This window comes from Megasphaera sp. UBA4382 (assembly GCF_002391155.1).
Taxonomy (GTDB): domain Bacteria; phylum Bacillota; class Negativicutes; order Veillonellales; family Megasphaeraceae; genus Megasphaera; species Megasphaera hexanoica.
Window position 1 is genome coordinate 14,554 of record NZ_DGRS01000056.1, and the last position, 20,308, is coordinate 34,861.

The 20,308-nt window shown below is 52.1% G+C and carries 29 protein-coding genes and 1 pseudogene; 2 read left to right on the forward strand and 28 right to left on the reverse strand.

Annotated features, from left to right (window positions below):
• The first annotated feature begins 38 nt into the window (after positions 1-38).
• Complete coding sequence (locus tag B4H10_RS06585; RefSeq protein ID WP_292018484.1) at positions 39-476, forward strand: amidase domain-containing protein; 438 nt, start codon at positions 39-41, stop codon at positions 474-476.
• Here B4H10_RS06585 and B4H10_RS06590 read toward each other — a convergent pair.
• The 17 genes and pseudogenes from B4H10_RS06590 to B4H10_RS06670 form a co-directional block, all read right to left on the reverse strand.
• Positions 448-1,696, reverse strand: a pseudogene (locus B4H10_RS06590) (IS256 family transposase). The gene B4H10_RS06585 and the pseudogene B4H10_RS06590 sit on opposite strands and share 29 nt — an antisense overlap.
• Before the next feature lie 222 nt (positions 1,697-1,918).
• Entirely contained in the window at positions 1,919-2,185 is a 267-nt protein-coding gene (locus B4H10_RS06595) for a hypothetical protein (protein WP_248289322.1), read from the reverse strand.
• Positions 2,186-2,187: 2 nt separating this feature from the next.
• Positions 2,188-2,745, reverse strand: a complete 558-nt coding sequence (locus B4H10_RS06600; RefSeq protein ID WP_169013016.1) for an N-acetylmuramoyl-L-alanine amidase family protein — start codon at positions 2,743-2,745, stop codon at positions 2,188-2,190.
• Complete coding sequence (locus B4H10_RS06605) at positions 2,742-2,921, reverse strand: hypothetical protein (protein WP_169013017.1); 180 nt, start codon at positions 2,919-2,921, stop codon at positions 2,742-2,744. The genes B4H10_RS06600 and B4H10_RS06605 overlap by 4 nt, the downstream gene beginning before the upstream one ends.
• 2 nt (positions 2,922-2,923) lie before the next feature.
• Positions 2,924-3,784 (reverse strand): hypothetical protein, encoded by an 861-nt coding sequence (locus B4H10_RS06610; protein WP_169013018.1) that lies wholly within the window; start codon positions 3,782-3,784, stop codon positions 2,924-2,926.
• Positions 3,785-3,796: 12 nt separating this feature from the next.
• Entirely contained in the window at positions 3,797-4,150 is a 354-nt protein-coding gene (locus B4H10_RS06615) for a hypothetical protein (protein ID WP_292018485.1), read from the reverse strand.
• Between the two features lie 167 nt (positions 4,151-4,317).
• On the reverse strand, positions 4,318-4,548 hold the full coding sequence (locus tag B4H10_RS06620) for a hypothetical protein (protein WP_022227228.1): 231 nt from the start codon (positions 4,546-4,548) through the stop codon (positions 4,318-4,320).
• On the reverse strand, positions 4,541-4,903 hold the full coding sequence (locus B4H10_RS06625; RefSeq protein ID WP_169013020.1) for a hypothetical protein: 363 nt from the start codon (positions 4,901-4,903) through the stop codon (positions 4,541-4,543). The genes B4H10_RS06620 and B4H10_RS06625 overlap by 8 nt, the downstream gene beginning before the upstream one ends.
• Positions 4,904-4,914: 11 nt before the next feature.
• Positions 4,915-5,172, reverse strand: a complete 258-nt coding sequence (locus B4H10_RS06630; RefSeq protein WP_248289323.1) for a hypothetical protein — start codon at positions 5,170-5,172, stop codon at positions 4,915-4,917.
• A gap of 12 nt (positions 5,173-5,184) precedes the next feature.
• A complete protein-coding gene (locus B4H10_RS06635) occupies positions 5,185-6,168 on the reverse strand; it encodes a phage baseplate protein (RefSeq protein WP_292018486.1) in 984 nt (327 codons plus the stop codon).
• Positions 6,161-6,727 carry a putative phage tail protein gene (locus B4H10_RS06640; RefSeq protein WP_292018487.1) on the reverse strand — a complete coding sequence of 189 codons (567 nt, stop codon included), beginning with the start codon at positions 6,725-6,727 and terminating at the stop codon, positions 6,161-6,163. Before B4H10_RS06640 ends, B4H10_RS06635 begins: the two co-directional genes overlap by 8 nt.
• A complete protein-coding gene (locus B4H10_RS06645) occupies positions 6,714-7,781 on the reverse strand; it encodes a baseplate J/gp47 family protein (protein WP_292018488.1) in 1,068 nt (355 codons plus the stop codon). Before B4H10_RS06645 ends, B4H10_RS06640 begins: the two co-directional genes overlap by 14 nt.
• Complete coding sequence (locus B4H10_RS06650) at positions 7,778-8,227, reverse strand: DUF2634 domain-containing protein (protein ID WP_292018489.1); 450 nt, start codon at positions 8,225-8,227, stop codon at positions 7,778-7,780. Before B4H10_RS06650 ends, B4H10_RS06645 begins: the two co-directional genes overlap by 4 nt.
• A complete protein-coding gene (locus B4H10_RS06655; RefSeq protein WP_292018490.1) occupies positions 8,220-8,639 on the reverse strand; it encodes a DUF2577 domain-containing protein in 420 nt (139 codons plus the stop codon). Before B4H10_RS06655 ends, B4H10_RS06650 begins: the two co-directional genes overlap by 8 nt.
• A gap of 4 nt (positions 8,640-8,643) precedes the next feature.
• The gene (locus B4H10_RS06660; protein WP_292018491.1) at positions 8,644-10,164 is read right to left on the reverse strand and encodes an XkdQ/YqbQ family protein; all 1,521 of its coding nucleotides are present in this window, start codon (positions 10,162-10,164) and stop codon (positions 8,644-8,646) included.
• On the reverse strand, positions 10,139-10,873 hold the full coding sequence (locus tag B4H10_RS06665) for a hypothetical protein (RefSeq protein ID WP_292018492.1): 735 nt from the start codon (positions 10,871-10,873) through the stop codon (positions 10,139-10,141). The genes B4H10_RS06660 and B4H10_RS06665 overlap by 26 nt, the downstream gene beginning before the upstream one ends.
• Positions 10,873-12,993 carry a phage tail tape measure protein gene (locus B4H10_RS06670; protein WP_292018493.1) on the reverse strand — a complete coding sequence of 707 codons (2,121 nt, stop codon included), beginning with the start codon at positions 12,991-12,993 and terminating at the stop codon, positions 10,873-10,875. The genes B4H10_RS06665 and B4H10_RS06670 overlap by 1 nt, the downstream gene beginning before the upstream one ends.
• A gap of 80 nt (positions 12,994-13,073) precedes the next feature.
• Here B4H10_RS06670 and B4H10_RS06675 point away from each other — a divergent pair, with 80 nt between their 5' ends.
• Positions 13,074-13,769, forward strand: a complete 696-nt coding sequence (locus tag B4H10_RS06675; RefSeq protein WP_278968587.1) for a hypothetical protein — start codon at positions 13,074-13,076, stop codon at positions 13,767-13,769.
• A 30-nt stretch (positions 13,770-13,799) separates the two neighbouring features.
• On the opposite strand, the gene B4H10_RS06680 is transcribed toward B4H10_RS06675, so the two are convergent.
• The 11 genes from B4H10_RS06680 to B4H10_RS06730 form a co-directional block, all read right to left on the reverse strand.
• Complete coding sequence (locus B4H10_RS06680) at positions 13,800-13,943, reverse strand: hypothetical protein (RefSeq protein WP_014128571.1); 144 nt, start codon at positions 13,941-13,943, stop codon at positions 13,800-13,802.
• Positions 13,944-13,969: 26 nt separating this feature from the next.
• The gene (locus tag B4H10_RS06685; protein WP_292018494.1) at positions 13,970-14,386 is read right to left on the reverse strand and encodes a phage tail assembly chaperone; all 417 of its coding nucleotides are present in this window, start codon (positions 14,384-14,386) and stop codon (positions 13,970-13,972) included.
• A 13-nt stretch (positions 14,387-14,399) separates the two neighbouring features.
• The gene (locus tag B4H10_RS06690) at positions 14,400-14,819 is read right to left on the reverse strand and encodes a phage tail tube protein (protein ID WP_014128573.1); all 420 of its coding nucleotides are present in this window, start codon (positions 14,817-14,819) and stop codon (positions 14,400-14,402) included.
• A 23-nt stretch (positions 14,820-14,842) separates the two neighbouring features.
• Complete coding sequence (locus tag B4H10_RS06695) at positions 14,843-15,925, reverse strand: phage tail sheath subtilisin-like domain-containing protein (RefSeq protein ID WP_292018495.1); 1,083 nt, start codon at positions 15,923-15,925, stop codon at positions 14,843-14,845.
• A gap of 3 nt (positions 15,926-15,928) precedes the next feature.
• A complete protein-coding gene (locus tag B4H10_RS06700; RefSeq protein WP_127007604.1) occupies positions 15,929-16,369 on the reverse strand; it encodes a phage tail terminator family protein in 441 nt (146 codons plus the stop codon).
• A complete protein-coding gene (locus B4H10_RS06705; protein ID WP_292018496.1) occupies positions 16,366-16,785 on the reverse strand; it encodes an HK97 gp10 family phage protein in 420 nt (139 codons plus the stop codon). Before B4H10_RS06705 ends, B4H10_RS06700 begins: the two co-directional genes overlap by 4 nt.
• Entirely contained in the window at positions 16,772-17,113 is a 342-nt protein-coding gene (locus tag B4H10_RS06710) for a phage head closure protein (RefSeq protein ID WP_292018497.1), read from the reverse strand. The genes B4H10_RS06705 and B4H10_RS06710 overlap by 14 nt, the downstream gene beginning before the upstream one ends.
• 15 nt (positions 17,114-17,128) lie before the next feature.
• Positions 17,129-17,410 carry a head-tail connector protein gene (locus B4H10_RS06715; RefSeq protein WP_292018498.1) on the reverse strand — a complete coding sequence of 94 codons (282 nt, stop codon included), beginning with the start codon at positions 17,408-17,410 and terminating at the stop codon, positions 17,129-17,131.
• A 3-nt stretch (positions 17,411-17,413) separates the two neighbouring features.
• Positions 17,414-18,604 (reverse strand): phage major capsid protein, encoded by a 1,191-nt coding sequence (locus B4H10_RS06720; RefSeq protein ID WP_292018499.1) that lies wholly within the window; start codon positions 18,602-18,604, stop codon positions 17,414-17,416.
• Positions 18,605-18,615: 11 nt separating this feature from the next.
• On the reverse strand, positions 18,616-19,323 hold the full coding sequence (locus B4H10_RS06725) for a head maturation protease, ClpP-related (protein ID WP_292018500.1): 708 nt from the start codon (positions 19,321-19,323) through the stop codon (positions 18,616-18,618).
• Positions 19,313-20,308: phage portal protein (locus B4H10_RS06730; protein WP_292018501.1), on the reverse strand; the 996-nt coding region annotated here is incomplete at its 5' end. The genes B4H10_RS06730 and B4H10_RS06725, both read right to left, overlap by 11 nt.

Sequence of the window (20,308 nt, forward strand, 5' to 3'; positions counted from 1 at the left end):
TGCATTAACAATTTAATTATATTTATGGAGGATTAAAAATGGCAACTCTAAATCGTTTAAAAGTATTAGAATACGTAGATAAATATTGGAATCGCAGAAACAACCAATTTTTCGACTACGGAGAATCAGACTGTACAAACTTCGTATCACAATGTTGGAATTATGCTGGTATTCCTCAAACCAATAATTGGAAGCCTTATGATGTCCTAACGGGTAGATTCGGCGGAACACCATCCTGGACTGTTGTTGATGATTTTGCTAATTATATGGTAAATAATGGTATTGCAAAAATTAAATGGAGTAGTACTGAAGCAAAAGTAGGCGATATTATTCAATTTTATAATGAAGCCAGAGGCGGCTGGTACCACTCTGGTATTGTATCTAAATTTGATACTACTTACGGATTATGTTATGGCAGCAGCAGGGTTTGTCAAGAATTTTGTGTTTTTAGTTTAGCCCATCATATTTTACGATGAGCTTGCCGATTCGATCGTCAATCAGTAGCTGGTTCCTAACGGCAGGCCAGTTAGCTACGTGACCGTTGCCCTTCCATTTTTTCCTTTGGAGCTCCTGAATCCGCAAATAGAAGACTTTCATGACAGCTTCGTCATTCTGGAAAGACCCTTTCTTGGTGACTTTCCTGAAGCTGGAATTGATGCTTTCGATAGCATTCGTAGTATACATGACCTTCCGGACGGCCGGCCCATAGTTAAAGAGATGCTCTACATGACTGAAATTCCTTTCCCAGACAGCGATAGTACCAGGGAACTGAGCCCATTTCTCTTTGAATGCAGCGAAAAGTCTGCGAGCTTCGGCCACGTTTACGGCCCGATAAATGGCTTTCAGCTCTCTCATGAATTCACGACTTTGGTTCCAGGGAACATACCGAAGGGAGTTGCGGATCAGGTGGACAATGCAACGTTGAACAACGGTACCTGGGAAAATGGCACGGGCCCCGTCTTCAAGCCCACTAACTCCGTCCATGGAGATGAAGCCTACATCTTGGACACCACGGCTCTTAATTTCATCAAAGATCTGCATCCAGGCATGCTTGCCCTCGGTTTCATTGATCCATAATCCCAGGATGTCTTTATTGCCATCAATATCGTAACCCAGGATGATATAGACAGCCTTCTGTTTGATGGCTCTTTCGGTCCGCATGGAGACATAGATGCAGTCTACGAACAGGAATGGATAGAACGGCAGCAGTGGCCGGTTCTTCCATTCATAGACCTCATCCAGGATACAGTCGGTAATATGGGAGATTTGCTCGTGGGAGATGGAAAAACCGTAGATATCTTCAATAGTGGACGCAATATCCCGTTGGCTCATGCCACGGCCGTACATGGCCAGGACCTTCCCTTCAATGGAAGTGACATCTCTCTGATGTTTTTTTGATAATCTGAGGTTCAAAGGTGCTTTCCCGATTTCTGGGAATCTGGATGGGTACATCTCCCATAGAGGTTTTCACTGTTTTCATAGAATAGCCATTACGGGAGTTACCGGATTTCTCAGGATTTGTTCCGTTCTTGGGATATCCAAGATGATTTTCCAGTTCTCCTTTAAGAGCGGCTTCAAAAATGGGAGCAAAAATTTTCTTCAGGGCAGTCTGAATCTCTTCTACAGACTGTGGTCTGTACGTATCGTAGATAGCCTGACCAATTTTTTCTTCAGGGGTTGGGGTACGCTTTGCCATGATGGTATTCCACTCCTTTGCCTTTGTTCCCTTTCAGTATAAGGTATAAATCTATCTTGAGCAAGACGCTTATGCGTTTACACAAAATATTTTACACTCTCGCTGTTACATTCATATACCATTCTTTTCCTTCAAAAACTATTATCGTATTTAATTGTAAGATATCTAATCACAAAAAGTACCAATACAGAAAATTTAATAAATGTACTATACCGGCTTTTCTCATACAATCTTTTGCTTTGTATCAGCCACAATAGCTTTGACTGCTTGCTGCAGCAATGTAATATACAGCCTGTTCCGAATCTTCACCCACCAACTAGTGGTAGTCTGGATTTCCGCTTCCAGTGGGTCTGTGAGGTTCTTCATCTGCGCTTCCACCAGCTTCTGGATGTCCTCCAGGTCGATGGACTTGATGGCCGCTTCGGCTTCGCTCCTGGCAAAAGATACAACAGTATCGGCGACGGCTTTCTTGATTTCTTCACGGTTCATAGTCATTTACCTCCCAAGATGAGTTGTTCATAATCAGTGACACCCCGGGCTACTGCTCTGGCCAGGGCATCCTGGGCATAGGCCAGGATTTCTTCATCGCCGGGATTAGTGATGAAGGCGAGTTCGACCAGGACAGCGGGCATTGCCGTATTGGTCAGAACGTAGAGTCCGTTGACGCCAGGCGTGGCAATTTTCACGCCCCGGTCAGTGGTATCGAGGGCATCAATAATTTGGCATTGGATACAGTTGGCCAGCATGTTGCCACAGTAACTGCCAGCACAGGCCCAGGTTTCTGTGCCGTTAGCTTCTTCTGCCATTGCAGCATTGCAGTGGAGGGACACGAAAATGTCGGCATTACTGTCATTGGCTGCTTCACAAATTTCCGTCAAGCTGTCGGACTGGAGCAGTTCCACTCCGACTCCTGCGGCATTCAGATAGCTTTCAACAGTTTTGCTTACGGCCAAGGCCACATCACATTCACGCAGTCCCGTTTCACTGTTTACGGCACCCGGGTCGGGATGGCCGCCCGGCGCATGGCCGGGGTTCAGGAATACTTTCATTGCTTTTCTTCTCCTTTCTGATGAACGGCAGACTTCACGGTCCCGCCGATGTAACCGAGCAAGCCAGAAGCGATGGACATGGCCAGCTCGTTTAGGGTATAAAAAATCGCCAAGATCAGTGCCATGACCAGCCCGATGATGACGATGCAATCAGGGATATTCACTTTTTCAAACATACTTACGCTACCACCTTAATCTGTAGTGTCACTTTTGCATTCGATTCCGAACGCTCTTTTAAATAAGTGTATAAAGTATCAGAAATTTTCCCAGACATTGTTGCCCCTAAATCTGTGTCTATATTATATGTCAAGTCTATGATTTCCTTGATCCCCGTTCCCGTTGTGACTTCAGCCTTACAGGCAGCATAGCGCTGTTCTTCTTTTACCAGTAATATCATTCCTTTATTATCCGCATCCTCGACAACAACAATCCCTGCTATCTTAGGACTGTCCGGACTCTGCGCTAAGGTCATCAGCAGACTTCCTAAAAGGAACTGTGAGCCTTGTCCTTGCAGTGTAAGGTTTACAGTCGTAAAGGGACTGGTGGGAATCAAAACTGCATCCGTGGCACTGACAATCATGCCATCACTAATCGGCATAGACGCAGAAGCATATTGATGATTCGAACTGACAGTGCCCTGTTCTTTACCATTAACTGTGATTTTCCCGACGTAATAATCATTGTCTGCTTTTAGGGTAATATCGAGCATATTTTGATATTCTGTAGCATACACGGCATTTCTATCCGTATCATGTTGCATCGATAACTCTGGATGATTGCAGGTAATCGTAATTTTTTGATGGTCTTTTTGCACCAGGGTTATTTTCTTCCGGGTATCCCCACCAGCAGATACGTTCGCTGTTCCTTCCACCAGTTCTCCATCGGCCGTATAGAACTTTTTCCCCCGAGCAACATCTCCAATTTCAGCTGTCGTATCGGACACTTCACAAAACCTTGCTTTGCCTCCCGCTGTAAGGGGTAATAATATGGATGGAACTTCCGTGTAATTAGCTCCCGCAATCTTAACATCAACCTTCATGGCTCAGTCCTCCTATTCAATGGTCAGCACTTTGGTCAGACTATCCTGGGATACTGCTACAGAGGTCAGGGAACCTGTCACTTTCGCTCCGTTAATATAGGCGGTTTTGCCCGACACAATAGTACTCGCAGCTGCGGTAGCATCTGCCGTATCCACCACACTGGCCTTGCCGGCTACTCCCAGAATCGTCACACCTGCCTTGATGTTCTCCGCAACCAGCTTGGCTTGTTCCTCGCTCGTGATGGTAACTGAGCCTTTGCCATTATGGTAGCCTGCTGGGATGGTATACGAACCGTCTACCTTGCCAACACTGCCACTGACAGCCCCATTATCTGGCATAGAGCCTGTCACTGAACCGGTTCCCAAGAATGCAGTTTTCCCATTCAGGACATCCGCAGATACTGCAGTCGCCCCCGTTGTATCATAAAAAGTGGCGGCTCCCTCTCCTTCTGCTAGTGGAATCGAAACTTGAGGGACTTCTGCATACACTACGGAATTGATTTTTACATTTTTCGCCATGATGTTATTCTCCTTTACTCAACCTTTAACTCATATCCATTGAAGCTAATTCTGCCATAGTTCGACGGAATGGCAGCTACCGTAACCCGCTGCAAGGCATCGTAGCCTGCATCTGGTCGTATGATTTGTTTCTCTTTATTAGGAATGACCACTTTCTTTTGATAATTTCTGGAAGGTACCACCGGCATGGATAGAATCCCTTGCAGAGTATTTATTCCCTTTATAGTGCCTTTATACTTATCCATGGGTTGTTACCTCTCCCGTTATAATAAACGGACTGGGTGGAATGATTGTGTCTGTATACCCAGAGTCCAGCACCAGTTCTACATCATACCAATAGGTTCCAAATGGAAGCTGTGCTGTATCTTCTGGTATCAGGATCAGAACACAGTCATTTTCTCGGCGCAGAATACCTCTATCCAGATGTTTTTCTATCACTGTCTTTTCATCTGAAAGCTCCCGCTTAACGGTAAAGGTAAGCTGATCATCCGGACCTGGGATAAAGATGGCACCTGTCACCCGGTCCCGAATAATCAGCGTGATTTCAGCAGAATCCCCTCTTGTCAAAAAGAGCCGGTTTCGAATGACCGAAAAACCCATTCTATCACCTCCTACTCATGCTGCCGTTGCTCAATCACATCCAAACGATGCTGCACGTGCCCCGTAGCTTCTTCCACCCGGGACAGCCGCTCTGCCATCTGCTGCCGTTTGGCTTCCGTTTCCGACAGCTGGCGGCGCAGTTCTGCGATACAGTCCCGGAGGCTCCGTACCGATTCATTCAGCGGCTTGATGACGCTGAAATTGAAGATGACGCCGCAGAGCATCAGGACCGATACCAGAGACGCGGCCATCTGTAACCATTCAGCCATATTCCTCACCTCCTAGCCTGTCCGCTGGAACATGTACACGACGATGGACGGCTGCATATTGTTGTGCGGCTGGCCTCCACCCGTCCGGGAAAGGCTGTGGGAATGATTCCCATCCCAGGACGTATGCCCGTCCACCTGATTGCCATGCCAGCAGCCGTCACCATAACCCACGGCCACAGGTGCATCATTGCCTTCACAGGCATCCCACTGGAAGTTGCGCGGCAGCGCCCCGCAGGACCAGTGACGATGATTACCGCTGTCTCCAACCGTATGGCCATGAGCCGGAGTTTCTGGAATCGTAAGGTTGTGCTTTTCTTCGCCCAGCTTGTCCCCGGCCTTGTACATGGTTCCGCTGTCTGCTGCCCCGGCCCCAATCAGGCACCTCCCCACGGCAAAGGCCACCCAGGTCGTACCCGGCCAGTACGTTGCCGGATTCTTCCCGTCTGCGGATATGTAGATGGCATTGACAGGGAACGGACAAGCCTGGATTTTGGCCACGGCTTCCTCGTCCATATCGGCGTAGGTGACCTTGCCCCAGCTGCCGTTGCTGTGCAGGACGGTATTCAGTTTTCCTGCTGAAGGTGACGGGACCATGCCGCTCTGGCCTGCTGTCTTTTCGCCACAGCCGCTGAAATCTGGCAGTGTGATATTCTTCGTGCCGTCAAAGAGGGTTCGGTGAATCTTGCGTCCTGTCTGCAGCTTCGACGCACTGGCCGCATTGCCGCTGATGCCAGTAGCGTGGGCATTGGCATCGGTCAGATGAGCATTGATGTCAGCTGCCGTAGCGGAAATCCGCTCATAGAGCCGGGCATCATTGCTGACCAGCTGGGACACGGTCTTGTTCTGCTGATTGAAGACGACCGGGTCTTCCGAAAGATACTGTGGGAAAAGCACATCATAATCCAGCGTATTCTCCACAGCTTCTGTGGGCCGGACTTCCTGCCCGGCACGGTCCGGAAAATCAGCCGACCATTTCTCTTTGCTGTAATCATCCATTTGTCATCACTCCTTTCTTGGATACGATGGTCGCCGTCGAGAAGGTAGCTTCCCCGTTCCAGTGAATCCTGCCATTCCAGGAATAACCCAGGTAGATGGCGTATCCCAGATGGGCCGGCTTGTAGATGTTGAGCTGCGTGATGAGCTTCTGCAAGGTCGTGGTATCTTTGCCGTTCATGATGCAGTACACCTTGAAGTAGTATTCCTCATTGACTTCCTCGATATGGCCGACACTGTAGAGATTGATGATGGAGTTCATGAAATCTTTTGTAGACACATCCACGTGCTGCAGCTTGAAGAGAATCCGCTGCCTGCGGAATTCGTCACTATCTCCGTCACTGGGCTTGATGCCCAGGAACGATTCATAAAGCGGCAGCGCCCAGGTGGCGGTGTTCACGAAGAAGTTGTCCGCCAGGTCCTGCAGAGCCAGGCGCAGACGGTCATGCTCCTCATTGCAGGTTTCTGCCGCGCAGTGGAACATCGGGGCTTTGGATAAGAAATTCGGCAAATACTTCAGGATATCCATCCGGCTCTGCCGCATCCAGTCATTGGCTGACAAGGTTCAGCACCACCTTCCCTGCCACGGGGATCTGCTCGTTCGTCAGTTCCACGTTGGCCGCTTTTCCATTAAGCTTCAAATCCTTATAATCCGTAATGCCGCTGATGGAAAGGAGGAGTTTCCCCATCTGGGCCAGGCTGACATAAGAAAGCGTGAAGCCCGTCTGCTTGAGATAGGCTGTCATGGCTGCCTTTACGGCATCGGGGCTGGCTGTGCCATAGACATCTGCCGTCAAATCAACAGATAATGGCGCCGGCGAAACGACGGTCACGGTCGCACCGATAGGCCGCTGGCTTTCGATGTAGTCATAGACCTCCTGGATCAGTTCAGCCGATGCCGATTCATTCTCTGCCGTGACGATGATGACCTTCACCGTGCCATTGCCCTGCCAGAGCGGGATGACTTTGCAGTTCCCGACGCCATCGACAGACATGGCCCAGTCACGATAATGATTGGCATTGCCCGAGGTGATAGGCTGGCGCACCCGGAACAGGAGCCGGGCAAGGAGTGCGTCATCCGTTTCTTCATCCGCCCCATCGGTGCATTTCTTATGGTTAACGACTGCCGAGATATTCGGGATGGAATAGGGGATTTCTGTAATCGTTCCTTCGGCCACATTGCCACTCGCCCCGGCATCGGCAGCTTCCACGGGAATCGTAACCTCAGCGGCATCGGCAGGAATGGTGGCCGACTCCAGGGTATAAAATCGCTGGCCGTCTTTTGTCTGGAAGAGACTGCTGCGAATGATGTAGGCTCCTGCCATCCCCGTCACCGTAACTTCTCCTTTGGCCTTGACGGCTTTCTTGCGATCGACGCCAAATTCCGCTGCCCGCAGCGTCAGGTAGTCGCCCCAGGACGTTTCGGCAAAGGCCGCGTCGCGCAACATGGCCATCTCGGCATAGCTGCTCTCAAATTCCACAGCATTGGCGTCGATCAGGTCGCGGGCAAAGGTGCCTTCCATGGTACTTTGCTCTTTTTCCGTAATGGTGTGCAGGGTCTGGGCCATGCGGCTCTCAATCACATCTTTGGTCTGTGCATCAAATAAATTGCTCATGCCTCGCTCCTTCCTGCCGTCACGGTCAATGATTCGTCACTGTAAATGGAAGTGACGTCAACCGTAATGGCCAAATCATCCCGTTCCCGCTTCTTCACCTCGATATGGTTAATGCGGGCAATGTACGGATTCACCATCAATCCCTCACGGATATTCTGGCAAATCCTGTCTGCCGTATACTGGCTGTTTGGCGCTCTCCCCTGATACGGCTCGATGGTAATGCCATAGCTGTCATCATAGGCCAAGTAGCGATACCGCTCGGTGAGGATTGCCTTATAAATCCAGACCTTGAGGGCTTCATTTTCTGTCACCATCAGGTTCTGGCCTTTTTCATCGTAGCGGAAGCACTGCTTATCAAAGTCATAGCCGTATTCTACGAAAAGAGGCAGCGACTCATTCCGGTTCGCGGCCTGGATGCTGTTCATTGCTACAAAAGGATCAGCCATGGCCATCAATCCTCACAATCTCATCCAAAATAATGTACTGCTGAATCCGGTCGTTGATGAGCATGGGCATGATGGCCACGTACATGCCGGGCTTTAGTGTATCCGTATAGATGACGGAATCGGTGTAGTCATTATCGATATCATGATTATGGGACTGGTAAGCCGCATCACCGCTGCCGCCGGCACGATTCTGTGTCGCCGATACCAGATGCCCTTTAGCTGTGCGGCCATAACCTGCCAGGAGATAATGGGAAATCCACAGCTCCTCTTTGGTCAAAATGATGCCATTGTAGCGGACCTTGATATCTGGCGGCGAAGCCAGGATCTGCCCGATTTGAATGTCCGGGCTGTTGTTGCTACGGCTGACCTGCTCCATCAGATTCAGCAGGCTGATATACGGATTTTTCTGCACACGCTCACCCCCTTGAGGTCTTGATAATCGTTGCCGGATAATAGTCGCTTCCCATATCGATGCTGCCTTCGTAGTGATGAAAACAGCCATAGACATTGGAGCTGTTGCCCCAGCAGCCGCCGCTCCCGTCATAGACGACGACATGCCAGTTCGGATCCGGCTTGCTGTAGCGGTTGTACATGATGATGTCGCCCTTTTCGAGCTGCGACGGGTCATAAGGGATAGCCAGACCCTGCGCTTCGGCATCGGCCCGGAGCTGGTCGCAGCCTTTCACGCCATTGTTATATTCCTGCGCTGCAAAAGGGGAATAGCCCGCCGCGGCGATGGTCGCCCGGTCGACACAGCCTTCTGAGCCATAGGGAGAAACGGTACCCTCGAAATTGGCCATGCACGCATCGACCACACTGCTGCCAGCCACAGCGCCACCTGTAGAAACAGAAGATGTCGATTCCGTTTCCGCTGGCGGCACATAATCCGGGTTGGCATTGTACGATGTACTGTCCAGTTCCTGTTTCTGCTCATCCAGCAGTTTGTTGAATACCAGATGCAGCTCCATCAGGTGCTTGTTGCCTTCGATTTTATGGCTGTCTGACTTGATGAAGAACTGGCCCTTGAGCTGTTCTTCCTGGACTGAGACAGAAAACCCGGCGATACACTGGATATGACCGATGGCCCGAATGGACATGTCATGGGCGACGGTCTTCAGCATGGCCCTTGCCTGCGAGGCATCGTCCTGCTTGGGGTCGGCCTTGCAAATGGCCTGGATGAGACCGAATCGGTCGATATCCGTCTGATTGGGCAGTTCGCCTTTCGTCTGCCCGGCACTGTCGACGACGATGACCTTAGAAACCATGTCTTCGACCGACTCCGACACGGAAGCGCCGGTCAGGTTTGTCACATCGCTGATCAGGAAATCTTCCACCACCTGGTCGTTCATGCAGACCACGTTGAGCTTCCCTTCGGTCATGTAGATATGGTATCCCTTGCCATCTTGTGCGGATTGATAGGATAATGCCTGCTTGATAGCCTCCGTAGCCGAGATATCATCGGCAATGAAATTGCAGGTGACGGACAGGTCGGGAATAGTCCCGGCCGGAATAGAAAAGTCATTGATGGTCTGGCGGATGGCGTCGGCCACTGTGACGTTCGTGTACTTCTTGGTTATGCGGGACTTGGCCAGATAGACGATATTGTCAAAGGCTGTAAAATGCATCACGGAAGAGCCGCTCTCCCGGCTGCGGCCAAAAATACGTCCCTGGAACAGGTGGACAGTCTGCTGCGTTTTATCGTCAATGTGGATAAACAGCACCTCGTCCCCCAGTTCCAGTTCCGGATTCTGCCAAGATTTATCCCGCGTCGTATAGGCCAGGTCGAATTCCAGCCTGCGTCCGGCCTGCTCGACGTCCCCGGACCAGGTTGCACAAATCAGCCAGCCCGTAAGGTCTGCGTTCTCGGGCTTTTTCTGGCCTTCCGTCTGAGCATCCTTGGTATTGGTTTTCTTATTGATTCTTTGCAACTGGAACATTTTCATCATTCCTTTTGAGGTTCATCGTCGTCAGGCGGATGATATCCCCGGGCGAAAGACCGCCGTTACGGACGATGCTGCGATAGATCTGGAACTTCGAGAACTGCTCATTGTTGAGCGTCACCGATTTCCCCACGGCCCGGCCCACGACGTTGCCGATACTGTCACCGGGATAATAGGTGATGTTCTTCTTCATCTTCGACCAGAACGACTCCGGCCGCTTCTTCAGCCCTGTCGCAGCATCGGTCTTTCCCGTCTCCGGTGCTGTGACGTAGCGGTACTCTGTCAGGCCCAGCTCGTAATAGACATCGCCGCTGCCGTCCTTTTCACCAAACTTGAAGGACGAAATCAGGCAGGGCATGGAAAGCGGCGTGTCTGATACCGTCAGCTGACAGACGCTGTCACCGGTACGCATCGTTTCCAGTTGGGCAATGTATGTATAGGGCGCGAGATTCATCATAGCAAAAGGATAATCCTGAGCCGGGAAAAAGCCGGAAAGGGTCAGCGTCTTGAGTCCCGTCTTTCCCATCATAAGGTAGTCGCCGAAGTTATTGATGTTCACCGTACCATGATTCGTATTGACGGATACCATCAGCTCCGAAGGCAGGACGGGAAAGACCACCGTTGCCGTATCCGAGGAAAGGGATATGGTAATAGAAGACGCAGCCTGACCGATGGCATTCAACAGGGATGCTAAGAAAGGACTCATCAGATAGTCGCTCCTTTCATGCGGTTCATGCCGTACAGCCGGATTTTTTCGACGAGCCTTTCAGCGACGGCGTCGATGTCCTGCTCGCTGCGGACGTTCATGGTATCGATGCGGATGGTGATACCGCCGCTGCCTGCGTTCATGGCCTGGCGGATGCTTTCATCATGAGGTACGACCGTACTGCCGTTGGGCAGATGGACCAGCTCGCCCCGGCGGTCTTCATTGATGACGGCAAAGCCGCCACGAAAGTTCTCGACGCCGCTTTCAAAGTGGCTGATGCTTGGGATATCAAATCCCACATGGGTCGGCGCCCCGCCCGTCAGAGACGGAATGTCGATGGACAGGCCGTTGACGCTGGCAATAAGTCCGTTCACCTGGTCGATGACCCAGTTCACACCGCTGCGAAAGGTGTCCTTGATGCTCTCCCAGATACTGGAGGCCGTCTCGCTGATACCGTTCATGGCCCCGTCCCAGGCCGAGGTAATCCATTGCATCCCGGCATCGACGGCGTCCGATACAGCCTGTATAGCCTGTTCGATATACTGCGAAACCGTATCCCAATTTCTCCACAGAAGGTACAAGGCAGCAATAATCGCAGCAATAATGATAATGATGGGATTGGCCATGGCTGCGGCGCCTACGGCACGGATGATGGTGATCATCATGCGTCCGGCAGTCAGAAAGGTACTGCCCATGCCCCTGGCCACGATGGCAATGCCTCGGCAGACCGGAATGAGTCCTTTGAACTGAGTCGAGAGATACTTCGAGACACTGCCGGCTTTGCTGATGCCCGTAGCAATAGAGTTGAAAGTACCAAAAGCCCTGCCGCCGACCGCCAGCACCCGCCCCAGGGTGGAACCGAAGAGCTGGAAGGTCACGATGCCAAAAGCCACCTGGCCGATCAGCGTTTTCTGTTCCGGTGTAAGCGCACGAAACCAGGCGGCCAATTCTTTAACGCGCATCGACATGACCTTGAAGTACGGCGTAAACGACACCGCTAAATCCATGCTGGCATTCTTCAGCTGGTTCATGGCAATCTGCATCTGCTCCGACGGGGTCAGCATCTTCTCATAAGCTTCCCGGGTCATACCGGCAGACTGGGCCATCTGGTCCATGACCTTATCGAAGTCCCCGGCTCCCTTGCCCGTCAGGACCAGGATGCTGTTCAGGCCCTCGACAGAGCCAAAGAGCTGGGCCATCTGTTCGGCATCGCCGCCTGTCGCCCGCTTCACTTCGTCCAGGAACTTCACCCAGCCCACGCTCTGCAGATGAGCCGCATTGAACTCAAGGCCAAGGGACTGAGCCAGTTTCGCCGCTTCGGCAGACGGCTTCAGGATGTTGCTGTAAGCCGCCTTGAGTCCGGTAATGGCCTCGCTGGTCTGGATACCGTTCTTGGTCAGGACGGCGATGGAACCGAACAGTTCCTGGGTACTGACATTGAGCTGTGCCGCAATGGGGATGACATTGCCCATGGACTGGGCCATCTCGCCAAAGGATGTCTTGCCGAAGTTCTGTGCCAGGAGCATCTGGTCCGTCACCGCCGTGGCTTCTTCTGCCGATTTTCCATAGGCATTGAGGACCGTGGTCACACCGTTAACGGCAGTCGTCGTGTCGGTGAAGCCGGCTTTCGCAGCAATTGTCATGTCTTTGACAAAGCCCACGGCATGGGCCGCATCGACACCAGCGGAAATGGCCTGGTAGACCGATTCCGAAAGATCAGCGACACCTGCGCCCGTTTCATCGCTGACAGCACGAATCTCATCACTGACCTTCTGCATGGAAACGACCGTCGTGTCGACCAAAGTCGAAATCTTGGCGATACCGTTGGCAAAGTCGCTGTGCAGCTTGAAGCCTGCCGTTGCGGCTGCCAAGATGGGGGCTGACAGCAAGGCCATCTTGTCTGATAAGCCGGAAATCTTGCTTCCCGTCTGCTCGATGCTCTTCGCCGTCCGTTTCTGCATGCGCTCATGCTCCGTCAGCTTGTCCGACAGTCCGCTGACCGATTGTTTCGCCGCCGCCATCTGGGTCTTCATGGTCCCCAGGCTGGCATTGACGCTACGCACGGTCGGCGTGAACAAATCCCGCAGCCGGATGGCGGCATCGATGACATTATTGGCCATGCTGTTTCACCTCTCAATGTTGTTACAGATATTAAAAATATAGTAAGATAAAAGAAGTCTATCGTTACGGAGGAATTCCAATGCGCTATTTCAATGAAACAGAAAAAAGATTAGCTGAACGATATCACCATATGGAGCTTGGTACTTGCAAAATCTGTGAAGAATGTCACAAGAAAGAACATTTATCCTTACCGATTGGCTGCTGGTGCGTAGGTTCCGATTTTAATAAAACTTCCAAGAGAATTCTATTTGTCGGTAAAAATGCCAGAAACAATCCCGGCACGATTGAAGACGGCTTCCGCAATCCCTTTCAATATACCCGTGAATCTCTGTGGAACAAAAGCTGGCCATATTGGAGCTATACTCGTGCTATCACTCAGAGAATATTCGGTGACGATTCTATAGAACACATCGCATTTACCAATATTGTCAAATGCAACAATTCTGGAGGAAAGGATACTACCTCAGATTTTGTAAAATCCAACTGTATCCTAAACCTAAAAGTCCTTCAGCAGGAATTAAAGGTAATACATCCTACTCATATCATTTTTTATACATCTTGGTATTATGACGATTACATCCCTAACGTTTTTGACCGTTATAATATTCATTACAACGGTTCTAAAGACATTGGGAAAAGAAAAATGCCCTGGCAGGAAGCCATTTCCACTCTGGGCAATCAAACCTTTCATGTACTACGTGTCGGCCACCCACAATGCAAGAAAAAAAGCGACTTCGTCTATGAAATATCTAAGTGGCTTGAGCCTGCCTTATGACTTTATGGCAGATAGCCGTATTTTCAGCAGTTAATCCGATAATGCTGAAGATACTTTTTTATCGCGTTCTTCCATCTCATAGCGGATAAAAGCATACAGCACCTGCCGTTCGCCGTATCCCAGTTTCATGACCGCTGACGGCAGCAGGTGATGCTCCCGGAACAGGAGATACATCGCCTGCACCTCGCCATCGGTCCGAATCAGTTTTTTACGGCTTTGTCCGCCTTTTCCTGGGTCGTATAGCCGTTAAGTTCTGTAATCTGTGCCGTAAGGTCGGCAATCTCGCCTGCCAGGAAGAGCTTGCGGATGATGTCACCAGGAAGTACGGCCCCGAATTTTTTCAGCAGATCCTTGTTCTTGAGGTCCGGATCGGCAATCCCCGCCAGGAGCGTCTGGGTCTGCATCTGATAAATGTCGATATTGTCGGCGCTGCCGTTGGTGAAGTCCACGGCCATCTTCTGGATATCGGCGTAGCGTTCCGGGTCGATGGCCCGGAGCGTGATGATAAAATCGAATCCGAACAGCTTCGAGAGCCGTTCCATCTTCACCTTCTTTTCAGGCCGTTCGGCCAGCTTGTTCACTACATCTGCTTTCAGCAGTCGGTCTACCATATTCATGTGCTTGTTCTCCTTATGCTAAATCCAAGAGGTCCCAGTCCGAGAAGGTGAAGCTGTAGCTTTCTTCGCCCATCTTGTCCACTTCCCAGTCGGCCAGGATCAGGCTGTCAAAGGTCGCATCCTTGATGACGATGCGTTCGCTGCCAATAGCGTCCTTATCGTCAAGGACAGATACGATGGTCACGACGGTCTGCTTGCCCGCCTTGATGTTGTCGTTCATCTTCTTGATCATGTAGCTCGAGACTTTATGGAGCTTCAGCTGCCCTTTGCAGTCATAGCCCGTGACCTTGTAGCCCTTGCCGACATGGCGGAGCATCTTCACTTCTTCCTTGGTCAGGGTGACCTCGGCCTTGAAAGCTGTGGCTTCGGCCATGAGGTCGCCGTCGATATAGAGGTCGGCATATTTGCCGTTCATCACCCGTTTGGCTTCCATGCTGTTCACTGTACTTCACCTCCTCAGATATTGACGGCAATCGTGACATCTTCCATGGCATCCAGGAGGGAAGCATCTACGGCGATAAAGACATTGCTGCCGATATTGGCCAGCTTGATGTCCATTTCCGACATGTCTGCCAGTTCCTCTTTCGTATACTTGCCATTGGATTCCAGCCAAATCTTCGTGGATTCCACATCAATATAAGCCGTATTCTGCCCCTGCTCCAGCAGGCCCTCCTGAGCCAGCTGGTCAAGATACCCCTGGATAGCCGTCACCAGGAGGCATCGGTTGGCATAGCTATTGGCATACTTGCCAAGGTAATGGTCCTGGGCTGTGGTGCGGATATCGTCATACATCATGTCCATTAAATCGACGAGCTTGATTTTCTGGAACGATACGCCTTTCCCTTGGACTGTCGTGACCAGGGAGTTGATGCCGCGGCCCAGCTTGACCTTTTCCCCGTCAAAGAAGAAGAACAGCTTACCGGCATCCGTCATGGTATCCATTTCTTCCTTCGTCCAGACGTCGCAGCCAATGACTTCCGGCAGCGGCGCATACGTACAGGCAATGGTCATCGGCGTTCCTGCGATGATACCCGCGATGCGCCCGCAGTACTGGGCCGTCGTGTAGGTCTTCGTTTTCGTGCGGATGACTTGATTGACGAAGTTAATGACTCCTTCCGTATCCGCTGTGCAGTCCGGCAGGACGGCCTTGATGCGCTTATTCTTATTCGTCCGCATCCCCTTGATCCAGGTCGCGATGGTGTCGATGTGGTTTTCTTCGATGTCCGGGATGACCAGGTAATCGAAGCGCTTGTTCTCGATGGCCTTGAGGACATCGGTATAATCTTCTGCATCCTTGCTGATGATTTCGGCGATGACCTTCTTCGGACTGTTCACGTAGCCGCGAAGGGTCAGTTCCAGCTGCTCACGGTTGCTGTCTGAGAGTTCTTTGGGAATGTCATCTGCCGTATACAGGTTCACTTCCGTCTGGGACGGCAGTGTCTCTTCTTTCAGAATCAGAAGGACAATACCGCGTTCGCTGCGTTCGACGGCACTGATGCCTTTTTCTTTGAACGCGATATTGATGGATGGCATTTTCATGGGTTACGTCTCCTTTCCCTGGTACCGCTGATGCAATACCTTCATGATTTCTGCCGTTTCTTCTTTTTCCCGGACGTCATAGTACTGGAAGGTCAGCGTCAGACGCCCGCCGTCATTGTCCGTCCCCATCAGCTCCTCACTCATAGACACGACAGGGAGATAACGGTTGCCGACTTTCAGTCCGTCCCGGAATAAATTTTCCGCAGCAAAAAGCACGGCGTAGATGGCCGTGCTTTTTTCCTGCTTCTTCGGCAGATACGTAATGTAGAGGTCCGTATCCCGGTAGACCTCGTTTTCTTTCTGCGGCGTCGCTACCGTCATTGTCTTCAGGAAGAAGGCCGGCGGCGCAAAGCCTTCCTTGACTTCCTGCAGGTAGACGGGATACGGGAACCGCTCTTTGAATTTCTGCTGCACCGCCTGCAGAATATCGAGATCATGGATCATGTGCCGCCTGCTTTCTTGAGGAGCTTCTTCGTGAGTCTCTCCAGCCCCGACTGCAAGTCGCTGGCTTCGAACTGCTTGACGGATTTCTCCGTATAGTGCTGGCCTTCATAATAGCCAACGGTCCTGCCGCCCGGCGTTTTCTTGACATGGCCGTTATTCAAGAGGTGATGGACCGGATGCCTGTTGACCAGTTCATAGGTCAGCTCCGAGCCGTTATACCCTTCCACCTTATGCTTCCAGCCTTTCTTCAGCTTGCCCGTGCTGCCTTCCGGCGTGTTTTTTACGCACTCCTTCTTGAGCTTGTTGCCAAGCGTCACCAGGCCCTTCTCGGCAGTGCCGGGAAACTCTTCAATAGCAGAAAACAGTTTTTCTGAAAGGTCATCCAATCCTTTGACCTCAAAGTCACTTCCGCTCATTGCCCGTCCCCCTCACTTCTTCCGTGCAGTACAGTTCCAGTGCTTCATGGCGCATGTACGGGTCGACGATGGTGTCGATGTCGTAGAAGTGATCCTGATACTTCACCTTCATATCGTGGGTGACGCCCGGACGCCAGCGGATAGTGATTTTGCTGTACTCCGTGTCCGTTTTGCGTTCCATCTCATAGAACACTTTGCCCCGGGCAGGCTCGATGGATGCCCAGCAGCGGTACACTACGACGTCGGCCTGAGTATCGAAACCATATTCATCCGTCACGGCCTGCTTTCCCAGAATCTCAATCCGTTTGTTCAAAAGCCCCGTCTTCATGGGCATCCCCCCTTTTCAAAACCAGCTCCGCCGGACCCCGAAAAGAAGCCAGCGCAGCCGCTTCAGAAGGCCAGCGTAGTCCGCTTCCTCCCGGTGTTCATACAAAAAAGCGGCGGCATAGAGGATGGCTTCATGGAACACGACGGGATTCTCTTCGGCATCCGCTTCCTCGCAGCGGGCCAGGTCCAGGCACAGAGCCTGGGCCGTTTCCAGGGAAGACTGGATGACGTCATCATTACTCGTGTCATCTTCATCAACCCGCAGATATTCCCTGGCTTCTTCCAGCGTCACAATCATGGCTTATCCCTTCGCTTTCATCTCCAGGGCCTTGACCGCTTCCTTGAGCATCAGCATGCCATCGACGCGCTGGCTGGCAAGGAAGCCGATCTGGCCGTTGGCAGCATACAATTCGTTGAGCCGCTTGAAGGAGCGGTATTCCCTATCGGCAATCCAGTAGTAGCTGAAGTCCCCGAAGAGCATGGGACGGCTGCCCGCCGCCAGTTCCGGTGCAAAGGAAGTGCAGTAGCAGGGACGGTTCAGGATAGTATCCGGCATACCGGCCGTGACAGACGGCTGCCAGATGTAGTTGCCGTTGTTGTCTTTGATTTTGCGCAAGGCCTTGATGGTCGCATCGTTCAGGAGCCATACGGCCTTGCGGCGGTACGGGATGCGCAGGGAGTGATACAGGTCGATGACATCATCAAAGGTGATGGATGTGCCATTGGCTGTCACGCCCAGCTCCGCGGACGGGAACACGCCAGTCGGCTTGTTCTTCCCGTCACCGGTGAGGAAGGCTTCTTCTTCCTTCGTGCCAATACGACGGGCAAATTCACCGGCGATATAGCTTTCCAGGTCGAAAGCGCTGTCGTTCAGGAGTTCTTCCGACACACGGATAGCCGTCCCCAGCTTGTACGCCCCGATGGACTGCTGGCCGAAGGTATCCTGGCTGTCCGGGTAGAGGCCGTTCTCTTCCATCCAGGACGCTTCGCCATGACCCGTCACGATGGGAATCTTGCGGTCGCCGCTGGTATGGATGACCGTCGCCAGGCCGCGGAAGAAGTTCTCTTCCTGGAGCTTATCGATGAGCTGGTGTTCGAATTCGTCCGGTACCAGATAGCCACCATCAGCATCGGTGCCTGCACTCAGGGCGTTCTGTACATCGATGAAGTTCTTATGGCGGATGCTGTCCCAGAAGGCCTTACGGTAAGTATCGGACGCACGGCCTTTCTTTTCCACTCCGCCCTGGCCTGCACCAGGGAATTCCGTAATCGGTGTAGTAGTGGGCTGGGCAAGCTGGGCGTCGAGCTGCTGCTGGCGTTCCAGGCGGTCGATTTCCTTGCCGAGATTTACTACATCCGCTTCCATCTTGTCGTAGCGAGCCGCATCTTCTGCAGAGACCATGCCGTTCTCATCACGGACGGTATCCAGAAAATTCTTGGCGGCATCCCACAGATTCTTGCGTTTCTCACGCAGTGCTAAAATCGTATCCATTGTTGTCCTCCTTAATGAATGAGCAATGCCAGCCGGTTCTCCAGGGAAGCGGCTGGCACTTTATTGACAGGTTCATGTGGTTTCAGTTTTTGTACGAAGGAACTGGTGACGGTGGCCGGGCTGTAGAGCATGGCTTCCGGCTGTTCTTCATTTCCCTTCTTCTGGTCGAACAGGATTTCATCGGCAAAGCCAAGTTCTACCGCCTTCTTCGCGTTGAGCCAGGTCTCGTCATCCATCATGTGCGAAATCTTCGTGCGGGCCAGGCCGCTCTTGATTTCGTAAGCGTTGATGATGCTCTCCTTGACTTCGCTCAGCATGCCGATGGTTTTTTCCATCTCTGCCTGGTCGCCATAAGCCAGGGTCGCCGGATTATGGATCATCAGCATGGCCACTGGCGACATACAGACCTTGGTTCCGGCCATGGCGATGACAGAGGCCGCCGAAGCAGCCAGTCCGTCAATCTTGACGGTGACGTTCCCCGGATAATCCATGAGCATGTTATAGATCTGGGCAGCGGCAAAGCAGTCACCGCCCGGACTGTTGATCCAGAGGGTGATATCGCCGCTGCCCGCATTCAGTTCTTCCTTGAACGCCTTCGGCGTCACCTCATCGCCCCACCAGGTCTCGTCCGAGATCTGGCCGTCCAGGTACAGTGTCCGTTCACTACCGAAGGCATCGGGGGCCGCATTGGTCACCCACTTCCAAAATTTATGTTTCATTCGTTTCTCCCTTCCGGGCAAAGACCCCGGCATCCTTAAGCTTGGTCATGCTGCCGTTCACCAGGTACAGATTACCGCCTTCCTCATCGGGGACGGGATTCATGTCTTCCATCTCCCGGATATCGTTGGCGGACAGCCAGCCGTTCTGTCGGCCGATGCTGTACCCGGTCATGCGGCTCTCGTAGTCGCCGCGCATGAGGCCGTTCACGTTGAACTTGAGGAAATACTGTTTCTTCTCTTCCGGCAGGAACAGGGCTTTCTGCATAGCCTGTTCCCAGCGGATGACCCATGGATCCAGCGTGTACTTCACAAATTCCATGGACTGCTGCTCAATATTATTGAAGGAACTTTTCTCCAGGTCGCCAATCATGTGTGGCGGGATGCGGTAGAGCCGGGCAATCTCATCGAGCTGGAACTTCCGTGTTTCCAGGAACTGTGCTTCTTCCGGCGGGATGCCGATCTGCTGGTACTTCATGCCTTCTTCCAGCACAGCCACCTTGTGGGCATTGCCCGTCCCCCGGTAGACGGCATTCCACGAATCCCGGACTTTGGCCGGATCCTTCAGAACGCCTGGATGTTCCAGCACCCCGCTGGGGCTGGCCCCGTTCGCAAAGAAAGAGGCACCGTATTCCTCGCAGGCCATGGTCATGCCCACGGCATTGCGGGCCATGGCAATCGGCGAATAACCGACCAGGCCGTCAAACCCAAGGCCGGGGATATGCAGCACTTCTTCCTTCTGCAGGGCCACCTGCCCATACGGCTTGATGTTCGGATTCTCATCTCCCGTCTTGGTATACAGATAAAAAATCTTTCCCCGGTCATCCCGGCAGACGGTCATCTTGTCCGGCCTGAGCGGGTATAGTCCCTGTACCCGCCCTAATCGGTCGCGGATGATCTGGGCGTAAGCATTGCCCCAGATGAGCAGGTGGCTCATGAGCGTTTCCCGGAAGATAAACGAAGTCATCTCCGGATTCGGCTCATCATG